This is a genomic window from Paraburkholderia sp. BCC1876 (genome assembly GCF_902833695.1).
Classification (GTDB): Bacteria; Pseudomonadota; Gammaproteobacteria; order Burkholderiales; family Burkholderiaceae; genus Paraburkholderia.
Window position 1 is genome coordinate 80414 of the sequence record NZ_CADFGI010000016.1, and the last position, 16651, is coordinate 97064.

Annotated in this window: 11 protein-coding genes; 3 read left to right on the top strand and 8 right to left on the bottom strand. The window is 65.3% G+C overall.

Annotation, left to right across the window (positions count from 1 at the left end):
• Positions 1 to 6 precede the first annotated feature (6 nt).
• From HWY05_RS35490 to HWY05_RS35500, 3 genes are all read right to left on the bottom strand, one after another.
• Entirely contained in the window at positions 7 to 3033 is a 3027-nt protein-coding gene (locus tag HWY05_RS35490) for a winged helix-turn-helix domain-containing protein (RefSeq protein WP_176061227.1), read from the bottom strand.
• Between the two features lie 172 nt (positions 3034 to 3205).
• Complete coding sequence (locus tag HWY05_RS35495) at positions 3206 to 3736, bottom strand: DUF3331 domain-containing protein (RefSeq protein ID WP_035562672.1); 531 nt, start codon at positions 3734 to 3736, stop codon at positions 3206 to 3208.
• Positions 3737 to 3780: 44 nt separating this feature from the next.
• Positions 3781 to 4707, bottom strand: coding sequence for an MBL fold metallo-hydrolase (locus tag HWY05_RS35500; protein ID WP_244146789.1), 927 nt, complete (start codon positions 4705 to 4707; stop codon positions 3781 to 3783).
• A 308-nt stretch (positions 4708 to 5015) separates the two neighbouring features.
• Here HWY05_RS35500 and HWY05_RS35505 point away from each other — a divergent pair, with 308 nt between their 5' ends.
• The 3 genes from HWY05_RS35505 (at position 5016) to HWY05_RS35515 (ending at position 10581) form a co-directional block, all read left to right on the top strand.
• Complete coding sequence (locus HWY05_RS35505; RefSeq protein WP_176061229.1) at positions 5016 to 6152, top strand: FAD-dependent monooxygenase; 1137 nt, start codon at positions 5016 to 5018, stop codon at positions 6150 to 6152.
• A 251-nt stretch (positions 6153 to 6403) separates the two neighbouring features.
• Entirely contained in the window at positions 6404 to 7318 is a 915-nt protein-coding gene (locus HWY05_RS35510; protein ID WP_176061230.1) for an AraC family transcriptional regulator, read from the top strand.
• 248 nt (positions 7319 to 7566) lie between these two features.
• Entirely contained in the window at positions 7567 to 10581 is a 3015-nt protein-coding gene (locus HWY05_RS35515; RefSeq protein ID WP_176061231.1) for a winged helix-turn-helix domain-containing protein, read from the top strand.
• Here the strand turns inward: HWY05_RS35515 and HWY05_RS35520 are convergent.
• From HWY05_RS35520 to HWY05_RS35540, 5 genes are all read right to left on the bottom strand, one after another.
• On the bottom strand, positions 10568 to 11389 hold the full coding sequence (locus tag HWY05_RS35520) for an alpha/beta hydrolase (RefSeq protein WP_176061232.1): 822 nt from the start codon (positions 11387 to 11389) through the stop codon (positions 10568 to 10570). The genes HWY05_RS35515 and HWY05_RS35520 overlap by 14 nt on opposite strands.
• 144 nt (positions 11390 to 11533) lie before the next feature.
• On the bottom strand, positions 11534 to 13288 hold the full coding sequence (locus HWY05_RS35525) for an FAD-dependent oxidoreductase (protein ID WP_176061233.1): 1755 nt from the start codon (positions 13286 to 13288) through the stop codon (positions 11534 to 11536).
• 77 nt (positions 13289 to 13365) lie between these two features.
• Positions 13366 to 14880, bottom strand: coding sequence for an alginate export family protein (locus HWY05_RS35530; RefSeq protein ID WP_176061234.1), 1515 nt, complete (start codon positions 14878 to 14880; stop codon positions 13366 to 13368).
• A gap of 10 nt (positions 14881 to 14890) precedes the next feature.
• A complete protein-coding gene (locus HWY05_RS35535; RefSeq protein ID WP_035555199.1) occupies positions 14891 to 15838 on the bottom strand; it encodes a glyoxalase in 948 nt (315 codons plus the stop codon).
• 106 nt (positions 15839 to 15944) lie between these two features.
• A complete protein-coding gene (locus HWY05_RS35540) occupies positions 15945 to 16619 on the bottom strand; it encodes a YoaK family protein (protein ID WP_035555195.1) in 675 nt (224 codons plus the stop codon).
• Between the last annotated feature and the right edge of the window lie 32 nt (positions 16620 to 16651).

The following is a 16651-nucleotide window of genomic DNA, read 5'->3' on the forward strand; positions in this document are numbered from 1 at the left end:
GCCGACCTAGTCGCGCTCTACCACGTTGCTTCGAGCGTCTTCGTCGAATGAATCCGCGCGGGGGCGGGGAATTCTGACGGTGGCGGGTTGTGAGACTTTTAAGGCTGTTGAGGCGATAGCGGCTGAAGCGCCGCCCTGCTCGCCGGCCGCCGCCGAGGCGATCAGCAGCACGTTGGTCGCGGCCTTGAAGTCGTCCCAGTCGAGCCCTTCGGTCAGCTTCGCGCATGCGGAACTGAGCAACTGCGCCGCCTCGACGCTGCGGCCTTGCGTGTGCCACAGCGCGCCCAGGCTGGTCGCGGCACGCAGTTGCAACGAGCGGCAGCCTTGCGCGAGCGAATCTTCCAGCGCCGCGATCAAACAGTCTTCCGCATCGCGCGCCACGATCTCCGACGGCGGCGCACCCGCCGGCGCCATCAGCAGCAATTCGCCATGAATGCGCCTGAGTTCGCCGGCATACCAGTGGTCGCCGGTTTCGTCACAATGCATCAGCGCGCGCGTCACCGTGGCCACGCCTTCGTCCCGTTGACCCGCGCGGCCGAGCGCGAGACTGTACTGACCGATCAGCATCGCGCGCGGCGCGCCAAATTCGAGCGACTCGAGATGGTCCAGCGCGACACGGAACGCATGCAGACGCTCCGGGCTGACGTCGTCCAGCGAGCGCAGGTATTCGCCGAAACAACGGCAACAGGCTTGCGCCACGCTCAAGCCCGCATGCGTCGCGACTTCGTGCAGCAGCGCGAGCGCCTGAGTGGCCCGCTCCCGCTTGCCCGATAACAGCGCGAGCGGCACCAGCGCCTCGATCAGCACATAGCATTTGACGATCGCCTGTTGCTGATTGCACGCGTCGACAACGCACGCCTCGGCGTGCCGCATCGCCTGATCGCGCCACCCTTGCAACCACAGCACGCGCGCCAGCGTCGCGCGGCCGACAATGCCCTGATCGATCGAACGCCCGAGCGGCAGACCATAGCGCAAGCTGTCGCAGCGCAGCAGCAGTTGTTCGATCGACGCGCGCGCCTGCTGCTGATCGCCCGCATAGTGCGACGCGATGCCCAGCAACCGGTACGCGAGCACCGCGTTGCCCGCATCGCCGGTTTCGGCCGCGCGCGACGCGAAGCGCTTCGCGAACGCCAGCGCATTGCGCGCCGCGCCGGACGACTGGCTCCCATTCCACATGCCCCACAAGGCCCGCGCTTCGAACGCCGCGTCGCCGAGCGCAATGGCCGACGCCAGAATCTCGGACCACAGGCCGCGCGTTTCGCGATCCGGTCCATTGACGTAGACCAGCGCCGCGCCGAGCGCCGCCTGCAGTTCCATCCGAACCCGCAGATGGTGAGTCGAGCGCGAGCCGTAGTGCGTTGCCGCGACGGCGTCGAGCGCCCGCCGCGCCCACCTGCAGCATTCGTCGACCAGCGAAAGTTCATACAGCAGAAAGACCGTCTTCACGGCCAGCGTCTCGCCGAGCGCTTCGTCGCCCTTGGGCGACAGCGCCCAGCCGAGCGCCGCGCGCACGTCGTCCAGCAGCGCGCGCATGCGCTGATACCAGGCGTCGGAAAACGCGTTCGCCGGGTCCGCGCGACCCTGCGCCTCGCGCTCCAGCAGACTCAGGAAGTAACGCGCGTGCTGCAGCGTGACGCTGCGCCGCTCGCCGTTGTCTTCGAGCTTCTGGATCGCGTAGGCGCGCATAGTCTCCAGCAGCCGATAGCTGGCGCGGCCGCCTTCCATGCGCGTCACCACCAGCGATTTTTCGACCAGCCCGGAGACGGCGGCGATCACGTCGAGTTCGCGCATTGTGTCGTCGCCGGCTACCGCGATCGCCGCTTCCATCGTGAAGCTGTTGACGAAGATGCCGAGCCGCCGCAGCGTCGCGCGCTCGGCGTCGTCGAGCAGCGCGTGGCTCCAGTCGAGCGTGGCCTTCAAGGTCTGATGGCGCGGCAGCGCCGTGCGATTGCCGCCGGTCAGCATGTTGAAGCGATCGTCGAGATGGCCGGCGAGCGTCTCGATGCCGAGTATCGCCGCGCGCGCCGCCGCCAGTTCGATCGCGAGCGGAATGCCGTCGAGACGGCGGCACACCTCGCCGGTCAGGTGAATGCTTCTCTCATCGGAGGAAAAACGCGTGTCGATCGCGCGGGCACGCGACACGAACAGCTCGACCGCACTGCATTGCAGCACCTCCTGGCTGGGATCGTCCCGCGCCGGCACGTCGAGCGAAGCGACCCAGTACAGATGTTCGTCGGCAACACGCAGCGGCTCCCGGCTCGTGGCCAGCACGCGCACCGTGGGACTCACATTCAGGAGCGTCTCGGCCAGTTCCGCGGCGGGCCCGAGCACGTGCTCGCAGTTGTCGAGCACGAACAGCATGCGCCGCTCGCCGATTTCCCTGGTGAGGGTGGCGAGCGTCAGCGGACCCATCGACGGCGTGACGCCGACGCTCGCCGCGAATGCGGCCAGCACGCCGCTCGCGTCGGTGGCGGAAGCCAGCGAGACCAGATAGACGCCATCGGGAAAACGCGTCAGCAGGCCACGCGCGATCTCGACCGCGAGGCGGGTCTTGCCGATGCCGCCCGATCCGACCAGCGTCACATGGCGAGCCGACGACAAGGCCAGCGCGACGTCTTCGAGCGCTTTGCCGCGGCCGATCAACGGCGAGTAACTGCCAGGCAGGTTATGGGGAGTGGCGGGATGAGAGGTGGCGCGCTCGGCCACGTGTTCTTCGTGGTCCGCGTCGTCGGGCGTATTCGGCGCGCGGCTCTGCAGCAAGCGGTAGCCTCGGCCGGACACCGTGCGAATCAGTCCGCGACTGTCGCCGAGCATCTTGCGCAGCGCCGACATATGCACTTGCAGATTGTTTTCTTCGACGATCGCATTCGGCCAGACGGCCTTCAGCATCTCGTTCTTCGACACCAGTTCACCGTTCGCGGCGATCAGCACGGCCAGCATATCGAATGCGCGGCTGCCCAGCCGGACGGGTTTACCGTCGGCAAGCACTTCCCGGCGCTCGAGATCGACCAGAAGCGAACCTATGCGAATCATTACCTGAGTTCCCTGACGCAACGAATGGAGGAAAAACTGAGGAATGCCCGCTCAGCGTTGCGTCCCCGAAGTCTAGAACATCGATGGCAATGGATGCGCGAAAAAAACTGAACGTATGATTCAAAAAATTTGTACTAAGCACGCACTGCATGACGCGCCGCTTACGCGCTAGCTAGCGCATGCTGCCCGTCATGGCCACCTTCATGGCCGGCAGTTGCTCGACCACCGAGGCGAGAATCATCGCCGCCGCATTGGCCGGAATCGACGCGCGCACTCTCGGCTTGTAGATCATGTCGTCGCGCCGGATCACCGCGCCGCTCAACGCGCAGCGCCCCTTGAGCCGGGCGCGGCAACTGATCCACACCTGGTCGGCGTAGCGGCAGCGCGTGGCGTCCTGCCACAGCACCGCGATCGACGACTCGGACAAGCGCTCCACCACTTCCACCTGAACGTGCGGCGACAGCGCATAAGCCGCGCGCCGCGAAGCAGGCCGCAGCAGGAAGGCTTCACCCGCGCCTTCGCCCTCGCCCTCGTTCCGGTCGACGCGGCGCAACGCGTGGATCACGTGATTCCATACCGACACACCGGCGTCATCGAAGGCTGCGCCGCTCTGCTCGTACGAAGCCTGGCAAGCTGCCTGACGGGCGCCGTTCGCTTGCAGCGTGTGCTGTCTGACCGAGGCCGAAACCGTTTCCGTTTTCATTTGCCGTTCTCTCGAAGTGATGAAAGACGAACCCGACGCCGCGATCATGGCGCAGGTGCGGCTTCGTAGTTGACCGGTACCCAGTCATACGTCGTGCCGTTCCTTCTGATATGCCCCAAGCCCGGAAACGCAATGTGCGCGGCGCCCACCAGATAGTGCCGGTCGGTCGCGAGGTTCAGCGCGTAGCGGCGCGAGCGCTGTGCCGACGCCGCGTCGGTGTCGTACTCGACGGTGGCCGCGGGGTTCTGCAACTGGATCGATGCCACATGAATCACATCGCCCCACACCAGCAGATTCTTCGCCTCGCTGTCGACAAGATACGCCGTATGACCCGGCGTATGGCCGGGCAGCGCGATGGCGTGAATACCCGCTTCGAGGTCCGTATTGCCGCTGAAGGTCTTGAACCGCCCCGCCGCGACATAAGGCGCGACGGACGCGACCGCCGCGTCGAAGAAGGTGCTGAGGAAGCTCGGCGCGGTCAGTTTGTTAGCCGGATTCAGCCAATAGTCCGCTTCGGCCTGGCTGACCCGCACCACCGCATTCGGAAACACCATCGCGCCATTGGCGATGATGCCGCCCACGTGGTCTTTATGCAGATGCGTGAGCAACACTTCGTCCACCTGCGCGGGTTGATAACCCGCGGCGCGCAGATTGGCCAGCATATGCCCGCAGCAATCGCCGTACAGCACGCCTGCGCCGGTATCGATCAGAATCAGTTTGGAGCCCGTGTTGATCAGAAACGCGTTGATCGAACCTTGTACCGGCGCATGCAGAAAATCGCGTTCGAGGTCGCGGGCGATTTCAGCTTTCGGTACGCCTTCGACGACCGTGTCGATCGGAAACGGATGCGTGCCGTCGAGCAGCGCGGTCACTTCGAATTGCCCGACCATGATCCGGTAAAAGCCCGGCCCCTGGGTTCGGACCTGCGGCGCGGCGGCCGACGCGGCAAGCGGCCAGGCGCTCACGATCATGCTCAATATCACGAGGCACCAGGCTTTTGCCTGCATGGACCACGCGTGCCGGATCTGCTTCTTCATTACGTTCCTGTGGGTTGTCTCAACGGTGAAAAAAGCATACGACGACGCGTCCGTAACCGTTGCTAATTTTTATTAATTGTCCTGAGCCAGCGGGGTTTTCAGGGCGGTTTCAGGCCCGGGCTCAGTCCATTAATGCCAGAATGAAACCCTGCCCGACGCGCTAAAGTCCGCATTAACGCAAGGCCAATGAAAACCCCTTCCGCTTCGACCGAAGCATCACTTCGATCCACAGCGCAACGCCTATGAAAATTGCTATCGCCGGTGGTTCGATCGCGGGCCTTGCCTGCGCGTTGACGCTGACCTGCAAGGGTCACGACGTCCACGTCTATGAACGCTCAGCGGCGCCGCTGCGCGGTCGCGGCGGCGGCGTAGTGGTGTTGCGGCAGATGTTCCACTTTCTCGAACAGCACGGCTATCCGGTGCGCGGCATGCTGTCGGTGCCCGCGCACCGGCGCCGCTGGCTCGACGCCGAGGGCGGCGTGATTCGCGACGAGCCCGAGTTGCTGCCGTTCTCGTCGTGGGACGCCGTCTACCGGTCGTTGTGCAGCATGCTGCCGTCCGGCGCGATGCATTACGGGCACACGGTCGCCCGCCTCGCGCAAGACGCGGAGGGCGTGACGATCCAGTTCGACGAGCACGCCGAGCCGCTGCGCGCGGATCTCCTGATCGCCGCCGACGGCACCGGCTCGCGGCTTCGCGCCATGCTGTTCCCAGCCAGCGCGTCGTCTTACGCGGGCTATATCGCGTGGCGCGGCGTGGTGGACGAAAACGCGTTCGAACACGCTGATATCGCGGAACTGATCGAGAACATGACGCTGTTACGCGCGGACGGCGCGCTGTTCATGACGTTTCTGATTCCCGCGCTCGACGGCTCGCTCGAAGCGGGCAAGCGCCGCTTCAACTGGCTCTGGTATAGAAACGAAACCGACGCGGCCACGCTCGCCTCGTTTCTGACGGACCGCGAAGGCCGGCATCACCATGCGTCGATCGCGCCCGGCGAACTGTCGGCGCACTCGCTCGCGCACCTGCAACACACGGCCGCTGGGCATTTGCCGCCTGCGCTGTCGCAACTGGTGGCGGCCACCGGTGCGCCGTTCCTGCAAGCCATCGCCGACGTGCTGAGTCCGTCGTTCGCTCAAGGGCGTGTCGCGCTGGTCGGCGACGCCGCCTGCACGCTGCGGCCGCATACGGGTTCGGGCACCTCGAAAGCCGCCGACGACGCCGTCAGCCTCGCACAAGCACTCGGTGCATCCACGGCGACACCGGACGTGGTCCGAGCGCTCGCCGACTGGGCCACGGCGCGGCGCGCGGCGGTCGAACCGCTGCGTCTCAAAGGACCACGGCTGGCTGAGTCGTTCGGTCTTGGGTCGCCGTCATAACGCGGCAAAGCGCGTCGGCGCGGATATCCGCTCATGGCGAACACCAGCGACATTACACAGCCCATTGCACGCCCATAGAAAGCCGACTAAAGGCTTATTGAATTACACACTGGAAGCTCAACGAAAATAAATATTTAACATTTGTCTTTTTCCGAGATAATCGCGCCACCACGCCGACTTTCACCCTCCATGATTTTGGCCAGACGCAGCGGACTGACAATCTGCCGCGCGACAAACAGAGGTGACGGATCATGCTCAACGACGCAGACATTTTCACCACCACGGCATCCCGGCAAAAAGACTCACTCGGATGTGTTTCCAATCAACTGCATAAAGACCTCGAACTGCACACCGGCGAGTTCACGTTTTATCGTAAATGCCGGCGCGAGCAGAACACCAGCGAAGTCGCTACGCCACCGTCGAACCGAGGCTTCCTGATCGGCGTTTCGCTGGCGGCCGGCCACCGTCGGCGGATCGTGTCCGGCAACCGGTCGACCCTGCACGACTTCGAACAGAACTCGGTCTACGTTCGCAATTTCGAAGACGACTACCGGGCCGATCTGCACGGCGCGTTCGACTTCGTGCTCGTCGAGCTGTCACACGCATTCGTCACGAACACCTGCTATGAGCGCGGCGGTTCGGCGATCACCGGCTTCTCATCGCTGCTGGGCAAGAAAGACCCGATCTTCGGTCACCTGGCGCAGGTACTCGCGCTGACTTTGGATAGCCGTAGCGAGGCCAGTCCGCTGTTTGTCGAGCAACTGGGTGTCGCGCTCGGCACGCATCTGATCGACCGCTATGGCAAGGTCGCGAGCGAGTCGGACAAGAAAAGCCGGCGCCTCTCTAGCCTGCAGGAAACCCGCGCGAAAGACATGCTGCTCGCGAAGACGCAAGGCAGCATCTCGCTCGAAGAAATCGCCAGCGCGTGCAATCTGTCGCGCAGTTACTTCATCCGCGCGTTTCGCGAGACCACGGACCGCACGCCGCATCAGTGGCTGGTGGAGCGGCGCATCGATCGCGCGCGCGATCTGCTGAAGCATTCCGACGCGCCCTTGTCGGAGATCGCGATTGCTTGCGGCTTCGCCGATCAAAGCCACTTCACCCGCACCTTCTCGCAACTGGTCGGCGCGCCGCCCGGCACCTGGCGCCGCGAGACCCGCAAGTAAAGTAAAGCGCGCCGGCCCTCGGCGCGCTTCGATCGACCGGCTTCAAACAGCCCTGCTTTAATCAGACGATAAGCCGCCCGAGCGCGGCAACGACTTTCTTACAAAGCATCGTACTTACATGCAAGACGCAAGGGTTGGGTCAGGGTAACGTCGAGCCTGCCAAACTCAGCCGCCCAGCCCGTCCAGTCCCGCCGGCGCACAGTCGTGTTTTCCATGCACGCCCCCTATTCCTGAACCTGAAGAACATCATGATCGAAATAGGCAGCTTCCAGATCGATCTGGACATGCGCACTTTGCGGAAGAACGGCGAGGTCGTGCATGTCGGGTCACGCGCCTTCGATATTCTCGCGGTCGTCGCGTCCGCCGGCGGACGCCTCGTCACGAAAGACGAGCTGATGGACAGCGTCTGGCCGAACACGGTCGTCGAAGAAAACAACGTTCAGGTCCACCTGTCGGCGCTGCGCAAAATCCTCGGCCCGGACCGCGATCTGATTCTCACGGTGCCTGGCCGCGGCTACCAGCTTCTGCAGCGGCGCAAGAACGCGAGCGCCGCCCAGTTCGCCGCACCGGCGAGCAACGCGCGCAGCCTGCCGCCGTCCAAGGCTGGATTGCAGGGACGTGACAACGCAGTCCGGCAGATTCGCGCGATGCTGTCGCAAACGCATGTGCTGACACTCGTCGGCGCGGGCGGCATCGGCAAGACGAGTCTCGCGATCGAAGCCGCTCGCCACACCGCGGGTGACTTCAACGAACCGGTGAGCTTTGTCGAACTGGCCACACTGAGCACTCAGATCGAGGCGCTCCGCGCGATCGCCGACACCTGCGGGCTCGACCTGCCCGAGCCGCCCACCGTGGCGCAGTTGGCCGAGGCGTTCGGCCAGCAACTCAGGCTGCTGGTGCTCGACAACGCGGAGCATGTGATCGGCGCCATCGCGACGATCGTCGATGCGATCGTGGCCGGCAACGACCAGCTGCGCGTACTGGTCACGAGCCGCGAACCGCTGCGCATTCTGCCCGAGGCGGTCTTCCGGGTCGATCCGCTCGACGTGCCGTTACCGCAGGCAGGCGCGGCCGACATTCTGCGCTGTTCGGCGGTGAAGCTGTTCCTGCAGCGCGCCAACTCGCTGCAAAGCGCCATTGGCGCCGACCCGGAGGAATTGCGCCTGGTCGGCGAGATCTGCCGCCGGCTGGACGGCATTCCGCTCGCGATCGAACTCGCCGCCGCGCGCGTCGTCGCGCTGGGCGTGGAAGGCGTGTACCGCCGGCTGGACGATCGCATGGCGATTCTGGCGGGCGGCTACCGCACCGCGCTGCCGCGTCATCAAACCTTGCGCGCAACCTTCGACTGGAGCTTCGCGATACTCGACACCGACACGCGAACCCTGTTCCGCCGTCTGGCGATCTTCGGCGGCAGCTTCACGTTCGAAGCGATGTGCGCGGTCACCTGCGACTCGGAGCATTCGGTCGCGAACGCGATCAGCGCGATCACGGAGCTCGTGGCGAAATCGCTCGTGAACGTCGAGTTCGACGGACCGGTCGCGAAGTACCGCCTGTCCGAATCGACCCGTGCGTATGCCTTGGAGAAGCTGGTCGCCGAGGGGGAGTTGCAGACCATCACGTCGCGCAATGCCCGCTATCTCTCCAGTTGCTTCCAGGCACAAACGGACGAGAGCCAGCGCAACCACGCCACCAATCCGCAGGAGCGCCAGCAAACGCTGGAAGACGCACGCGTGGCCTGTGACTGGGCCTTTTCGCCCGACGGCGATGCGCGCGTCGGCGTCGAACTGGCGTCGAACCTGGTGAGCGCATTGCTCGATGCGGGCATGATCGAAGAATGCTGCACCCGCGCCACGCAGGCGGTGGACGCGCTCGACGCACTGCCCGCCGGCGCCGTCGATACCGCCAGCGACATGCGCGTGCGCGCGGCGCTGGCTTCGGCGTTGCCGTATGTGTGCGGACCGGTGTCCAAAGCGGCGCAACTCTGGCGCGACGTGCTCGCGCGCGCCGCCGCGAGCGGCGACCAGACCGTCCAGGCTCACGCGCTATGGGGCTTGTGGAACACCATGCTGTCGCTGGGCAACATCAATGAATCGATCAACGTGGCGAAGCAGTTCCAGCAACTCGCTGCGCAGCACGGCACGCCATGGCAGAAGATTCTCGCCGACCAGGTCGGCGCCATTTCGCAGCATTGTCATGGTCAGCACGCACTGGCCAAGGCCGGACTGGAGAACGTCGGTCAACGCATCGTGCAGATGCGGCGCGACGCGCAGAGCGGCGGCTGTTTCGCGGTCGATCCCGCGGTGTACTGCAACGGCACGCTCGGCCGGATCGCGTGGCTGCAGGGCGACCCCGACGCGGCCACGGCATTGATCGATACCGTCGTCGACACGATCCGTCCTGACACGCTCGAACCGTCGCTCACGCACGTGCTAGGCGCCACGGTCATTCCATTCGCGCTGATGTCCGGCGATCTGGCGCGCGGCTCGCGCTATATCGACATCATGCGATCGCAGGCCGCGCTGCACGGCTTCACGAACTGGCTGGACTATTGCGACTGCCTGGCCGCCTGCCGCGACATTCTCGAAGGACGCGCCGAACAGGCGCTAGCGGTGCTCGACACGCGGCTCGACGCGTTGATGTCGCGCGGTTTCCGGCGCCTGATCACGCCATTTATCGTGGCGTACGCCGAAGCACTGATCGAACACGGACGCATCACGGAAGCTGCAGCACGACTCAACGACGCGCGCGACTTTTGCCGCAGCAACGGCGAACTGTTTTTCCTGCCGGAAGTCTGGCGGGCATTCGGTCTCGCGGCTCAAGCCGAAGCGGCGCAGCACGCGAAAGCGAGCGACGCCTATGAGGTGAAAATCGCGTCCGCGTCCGCGTGCTTTTCGGAAGCACGGCAGCTTGCCCGCGAGCAGGGCGCGAAGATGTGGGAGTTGCGGGCGTCGACGGCCATGGCGCGTTTGCTCGACGCACAAGGCCGTGCAGACGAAGCCGTCGGTTTGCTGGCGCCGCTCGTGGCCGAGTTGCAACGCGCCGCCGGTACGTCCGATGCGAAGGCGGCGCAGGCCTTGCTCGGCAAGCTGCGCAAACGCAGCGGCAAGAGCGACGCGAAGACCAGGAACGATGCGAACACCACCTCGACGAGCGCGGTAAAAACCGTCCGCAAAGGCGCCGGCAAGAGCGGCGAAAAAGCCGTCTCACGGCGTCGACCGGCGGAGAACACGCCGCCGCCGGCCTATTCCGCTACGACTGAATGAACTCGAGCAGGTCCGCGTTCACGCGGTCCGCGTGCGTCGTGCACAAGCCGTGCGAGGCGCCTGCGTAAATCTTCAGCCGCGCCTGCGGCATGAGCTTCGCCGTCGGCACGCCCGAGATGCCGAGCGGCACCATCTGATCATCGTCGCCTTGCAGCACCAGCGCCGGCACGGTGACGCGCCGAAGGTCGTCGGTGAAATCGGTTTCCGAAAATGCCTTGATGCAGTCGTACACCGCCTTGATCGAGGTCTGCATGCCGTCGCGCCAGAAGGCGTCGAGCGTGCCTTGCGACACCTTGGCGTCCGGCCGGTTCGCACCGAACAGCGGCGCCGCGACGTCCTTCAGAAATTGCGCACGGTCGGCGCGCACGCCCGCGCGCATGCCGTCGAATACCGCCATCGGCAGCCCGTCGGCATTCGCCGGTGTTTGCAACATGAGCGGCGGCACCGCGGCGAGCAACACCGCTTTCGCCACCCGCTTCACGCCATGGCGCGCGATGTAACGCACCACCTCGCCGCCGCCGGCCGAATGGCCGACCAGCATCGCGTCCTTCAGATCGAGCGAGTCGAGAAGCCCGGCGAGGTCGTCCGCGTAAGTGTTCATGTCGTGGCCCTGCCACGGTTGCGACGAACGCCCGTGACCGCGACGGTCATGCGCGATCACGCGGTAGCCACGCTCGGCGAAGAACATCATCTGCGCGTCCCAGGCGTCCGCGTTGAGCGGCCAGGCGTGGGAAAACACAATCGGCTGGCCCGTGCCCCAATCCTTGTAATAGATCGACGTGCCGTCCGCAGTGGTGAAGTAAGACATGATTCGTGCTCCGTGTGATGTGATCGAGCGGTCCGCGCGTATGCGCCGGCGCGTAGGTCAGTGCCTGGGCCGGCGCTCGCGCATGACTCGTTTTGGGAATCCGCAATAAGGCGTACGGAAAAGTCCGGCGCGCGAACCGAAACGCTATGCGGCGACGGCCGCCGTCCGGCTCAGATACGCGTGAATCTGACTCACCACCGCCGCGCCGTCGCCCACCGCGGCGGCCACGCGTTTGGCCGACTCCGAGCGCACGTCGCCGACCGCGAACATGCCCGGCACGCTGGTTTCGAGTGGATAGCGCGCGTTCGCTTCCGGCGAGATCCCATACTGTTCGCTGCGAGCGAAGCCGGTGACGACGAAGCCGCGATTATCGAGTTCGACACCGCTCGCGCCGAGCCAATCGGTCTTCGGGTCCGCGCCGATAAACAGAAACAGATGGCGCGTTTCGAGCGTCTCGTCGATCGTTGCGTCGCTCTGCTCGTCCTCGCGACGAATCCGCAACTGCGTGAGACCGGCTTCATCGCCGTCGAGTCCTTGCAGCACGCAACGCGTGCACAGCGTCACGTTGGGCAGCGAACCGATCCGGTCGATCAGATACCGCGACATGCTCGAACACAGGTCCTCGCCGCGAATCAGCACGCGAATGCTGCGCGCGAAGTTGGCGAGAAACACCACCGCCTGGCCGGCCGAATTGCCGCCGCCCATCAGCACGATGTCCTGCCCCTTCACCAGCTTCGCTTCGATCGTCGACGCCCAGTAATAGGTGCCGCGTCCTTCGAAGTTTTCGAAGCCCGGCACCGACGGCTTGCGGTACGCCGCGCCGCTCGCCACCACGACCGTGCGAGCGCTGATGCGCTGCCCGTCGAACAGCGACAGCACGAACAGGCCGTCCTGCCGCTCCACGCACAAGACCTTGCCGGGAATCGCCAGATGCGCGCCGAACTTCAGCGCCTGCTGGAACGCGCGCGCGGCGAGCGCCTGACCGGAGATGCCGGTCGGAAAGCCGAGGTAGTTTTCGATCCGCGAACTGGCGCCCGCCTGGCCGCCCGGCGCGCGTTGATCGAACACCGCGACCGACAAACCCTCGGTCGCCGCATAGACCGACGCGGCGAGGCCCGCCGGCCCCGCGCCGACAATCGCGACGTCGTACACATGCGAAGGCTCGAAGGTCGGCACCAGCCCGAGGCATGACGCGAGCTGCGCCTCGTCCGGCGCGCGCAGCACCGAGCCGTTCGGGCAGAACACCAGCGGAAAATCGCCGGGGCCTGTGGTCATGCCGCCCAGCAGCGTGATCGCTTCGGGATCGCTGCGGGCGTCGATCACCATCGCCGGATACGCATTGCGGCGCAGAAAGCCTTGCAGTCTGACGAGCCGCGCATCGTCGCCATTGCCGACGATGATCGGCCCCAGCCCCTGCTCGATCAGCCCGAGCCGCCGCAGGATCAGCGCACGCATGATGTGCTCGCCGAGTTGCGCGTCGGCGACGATCAGCGCACGCAGCCGCTCCGGCTCGATCACGAGCGTCTCGACCTCCGTCAACGCAATGCCGTCGATCAACGCCGGCTTGCCGGACAGCTGCGCCATCTCCGCCATGAAATGGCCGTCGTCGTGTTCGGTGACGAGCGTCGCACGGCCGAAACTATCGCGCGACTCGATCCGCACGCGCCCATGCAATAGCACGAACAGGCCGAGCGCCACGCGCCCGGTTTCGAAGATGAACTCGCTCGCCTTGAACGACATCGGCCGGGCGAAGCGCCGCAGGCTCTGAATCTCCGCCGCCGACAGGCGCGGGAACATCTGATGCTGCCGGTATTCCAGCGAGGAAAACGGAAACTCGAGTTCCGACGACGCGGCGACTGCTGCTGCGTCGGCAGCGGCGGAAAAATCCTGGGTGCTCATGACATGACCTCTTCTAGCGCGTCATCGTGACGACGGAATGCAAACCCTGCCGCTTTACCGTTTTGCAGCTCTACGCTCTACCAGCCGAACTTGAATTCGGCGCCGATATAGTCGGCATTGCGCGCGCCCAGATCGCGCAGCGACGGTCCCACCTGGAAATGCACCGCTTCCACGGCCGCGGTGAGATTGGCGGCGACCGCATAGTCGGCGCGCAACTGCGTGTAGAAACCGGTCCAGCTCGTGCCGTGGCCCGCCGTGCCCGGCACGACCGCCGAGCCTTGCTGATAGACGGCGTCGGCGGTCGTCTCGCGCCATTGCAGACCCACGCCCGCGAGCAGCGTCAGCTTGCTGTTCGGCTTGAGCGTCAGCGTCGGCTTCACGTGAATCAGGTTGGCGTAACCGGTGTAGCCGGCCAGCGCGAAGTAATAGCCGTTCGGAAACAGCGGATTGAACGTGCCGATACGGCCGTCGCCCGGATGGTTGTCGCCCGAGGCGGCATCCACCTGCACGCCGAGACGCGGTGTCCACGGCGCGGAGGCCAGCGTGTAACCGGCCAGCGATCCGACCGCCCACGCGCCGATCGTTTTGTTGCCCACGTGCCCCGACTGATACATGCCTTCGACGTCCCAGTCGATATGCCCGAGCGTGCCGGCATAACGCGCGTCGAACACGTCGCGATGCTCGTTGCCGGTGGCATCGAGAAAACGCGCGTTGTTGCGGTTGTAGCGCGAGTAATACGCGGACACGTCGCCGGGTCCGACGCCTTTGCGCTCGACCCGCACGCCGCTGAACGTGAGGTCGCGGTTGGACACGTCGTCGAAATCCGAGTTGTCGCGATACTGCACCGGCTGCGACGCGTAGGCGATCCAGCGCCACGGGCCGGTTTCATAGTCGGCCCAGAGGGCGTCGAACGCCTGACGCACGTTCGGGCCGTCGCGCACGGAAATGAACCGCTGCAAGTCGAACGCCATTTCCTGACGGCCGACGCGGAACTTGAACGTGCCCGGCCCGAGCGGTTCGGTAATCGCAACGAACGCCTGGCGCAAATCGAGCGGATTCTTGTCGACCGGCGTGACGTTGTCCTTGCCGTAGGGCTGTGCGCTTTCGATCTGCGTGAAGATCTGCACATGCGGGCCGAGGTGCACGTCGGCGTGCACTTCGAGTCGCTGCAGCAGATAGGTATCGTCGTGCCCGCTGCCGAGACCGAAGAGCGGCGCATCGTTCATCTCGACCCGCTCGCGCCACACCATGCCGAGCGAAATATAGGCGTCGGGATTGCCGAACAACGGGATGTACTTGAGCGAATCGAACGGCTTTTTCGGCACGCACGGATTCGCCAGCACCGACCAGTTTTCCTGCCAGCGGTTGAACATGATCGCCGGCCGCGCGCACGACGCGGCCGGCGTGGCGGCCGCCGCCACGGTGTCGCTGCCCGCCGCGGTATCGTCCGCGCTGCCCAGCGCGGTATTCACCGCGGCGGCGGCCGGCAGCGCCGCCGCCAGCCCCGTGCTCAGCAGCAACGCACGAACCGCGCGCAACGCGCTGTCGCGCCGCCCCCGGCTCCCAGCGTTGCCCGACGCCGACCGATTCATGAAGACCGCTTCACTGACCATCGTGCACTTCGGCAATGTAGCCACCCGGGAATTCGAGCATCGCGGTCTTGTGCGAGCCGACGGTGTACGCCGGAACCAGCACCTTCGCACCGGCCGCTTGCGCACGTTCGAGCGTTTGCGCGACGTCGGCGACCGCGTAGCCGGTGGTCTCACGTCCGAACGGGAACGGCAGCTTGCCGTCCGTCACGAACACGACCATGCGGCCGAAACCCGAACTGATATGAATCTCGCGCACCGTCTCGCCCGGACGGCCGATCACGCCGGCATCCGCGCGCGGATTGTCCGACACCACCTTGCCGTGCGAGAAGTGCAGCCAGCGGCGCACGAAGTTGTTCGCTTCGTAACGCGACACGTACACGCGGTTATCCGGCACGCTCTGCAGCGGCGCATAGTTCGGCGCCTTGGTGTGCCAGTAGAGCTGCATCGTCAGACCGCCCGGCCATTGAATGATCGCGTCCTTGCCGATCGGGTCGTCGAACGAATCGACCAGCACGTCCGCGCCGGCCGCACGCGCGGCCTTCACGGCCTGATCGATGTCGGTGACGAGGTAGCCGGTGCGCTCATTGCCGAACGGATACGGCACTGGCGTTTCGAAGCCGAACACCGACAGCATGCCGACCGGCGTCTGCACGTATTGCGACGCGGTTTTGCTCGGCGTCGGCGTGACCGTGAACACGGCGCGCGGCGACGCCTTGCCGCCGAACGTCGTGACGAAGCTGTTGACGAACGCGTCGAGGTCGGCCTCGGCAACATACACGTGGGTCGTATCGTACTGCGCCCCGACCGACACGTCGGGGTGCTTCACCAGCGCCGTTCTGGCGCCCGGCACTTCCGCCGGACCGGCATCGGCGAAAGCGGACGAAACGGGCGCGAAGCCGATCAGCAGCGCGGCGGACAGCAGCGCGAGAGGACGAAACGGATGCAGCGATTTGAACATTTGGATTACCCGATTGTGTTAGCAACAATTGAATGAACGGCCTCGGCACCACGAGGCCGGATGGGTTGATCGGCGGAGAGCGGCGCGTCCGGCGCCGTGGCGCGAATCATGTCGCGGCCCGCCGCTTCCAGGCCAGAAACAGCAGCACGGCCACGGGCAAGGCAACGGCGATGAACGACACCCGCACGAAAGCCAGCGCGCCGGCCATCGCCCCGACGGCGAAACCGCCCATGGCGGCGAGCGTCGACTTGAGCCGTCCGCTCACCTTCTGCCCGTGATCGCCTTGCGTGCCGCGATGAATCAGTTCGACCACATCCAGCACCACCTGCGTGACATTGCCGGTCATCACCGTATTCGGCAGGCCGGTCACCTGCAGCAGCCGGCCGCGCGCGTTCTGCACACCCATGCCCATCGTGCCCAGCACGCCGCAGATCAGCACCATGGCGGCGCTCGCATCCGTGATCGGCGTCGCCAGCATGCCGGTCACGAGGAACGACGTCAGCAGCGCGGCCTGCAGCAGGTACAACGCGCTTGCCGCCTGCGCCGCGTGGTGGCGCTCCAGAAACTTGAAAATCACACTGCTCATCGCAATGCCGACGATGAACGACGGAAACGCCAGCAGCTTCAGCAGCACCCCTTGGCCCACGCCGGCCACTTCCGCGCCGATCAGCACGAAGTTGCCGGTCACATGCGCGGTGAACAGACCGAACAACGCGATGAAACCGAGCGTGTCGACGTAGCCCGCGATCAGTGCGAGGATCGTGTCTTCGTGCTGGTTCACGCGCGACACTCCGTGCTGTGCGAGCAGTCCAC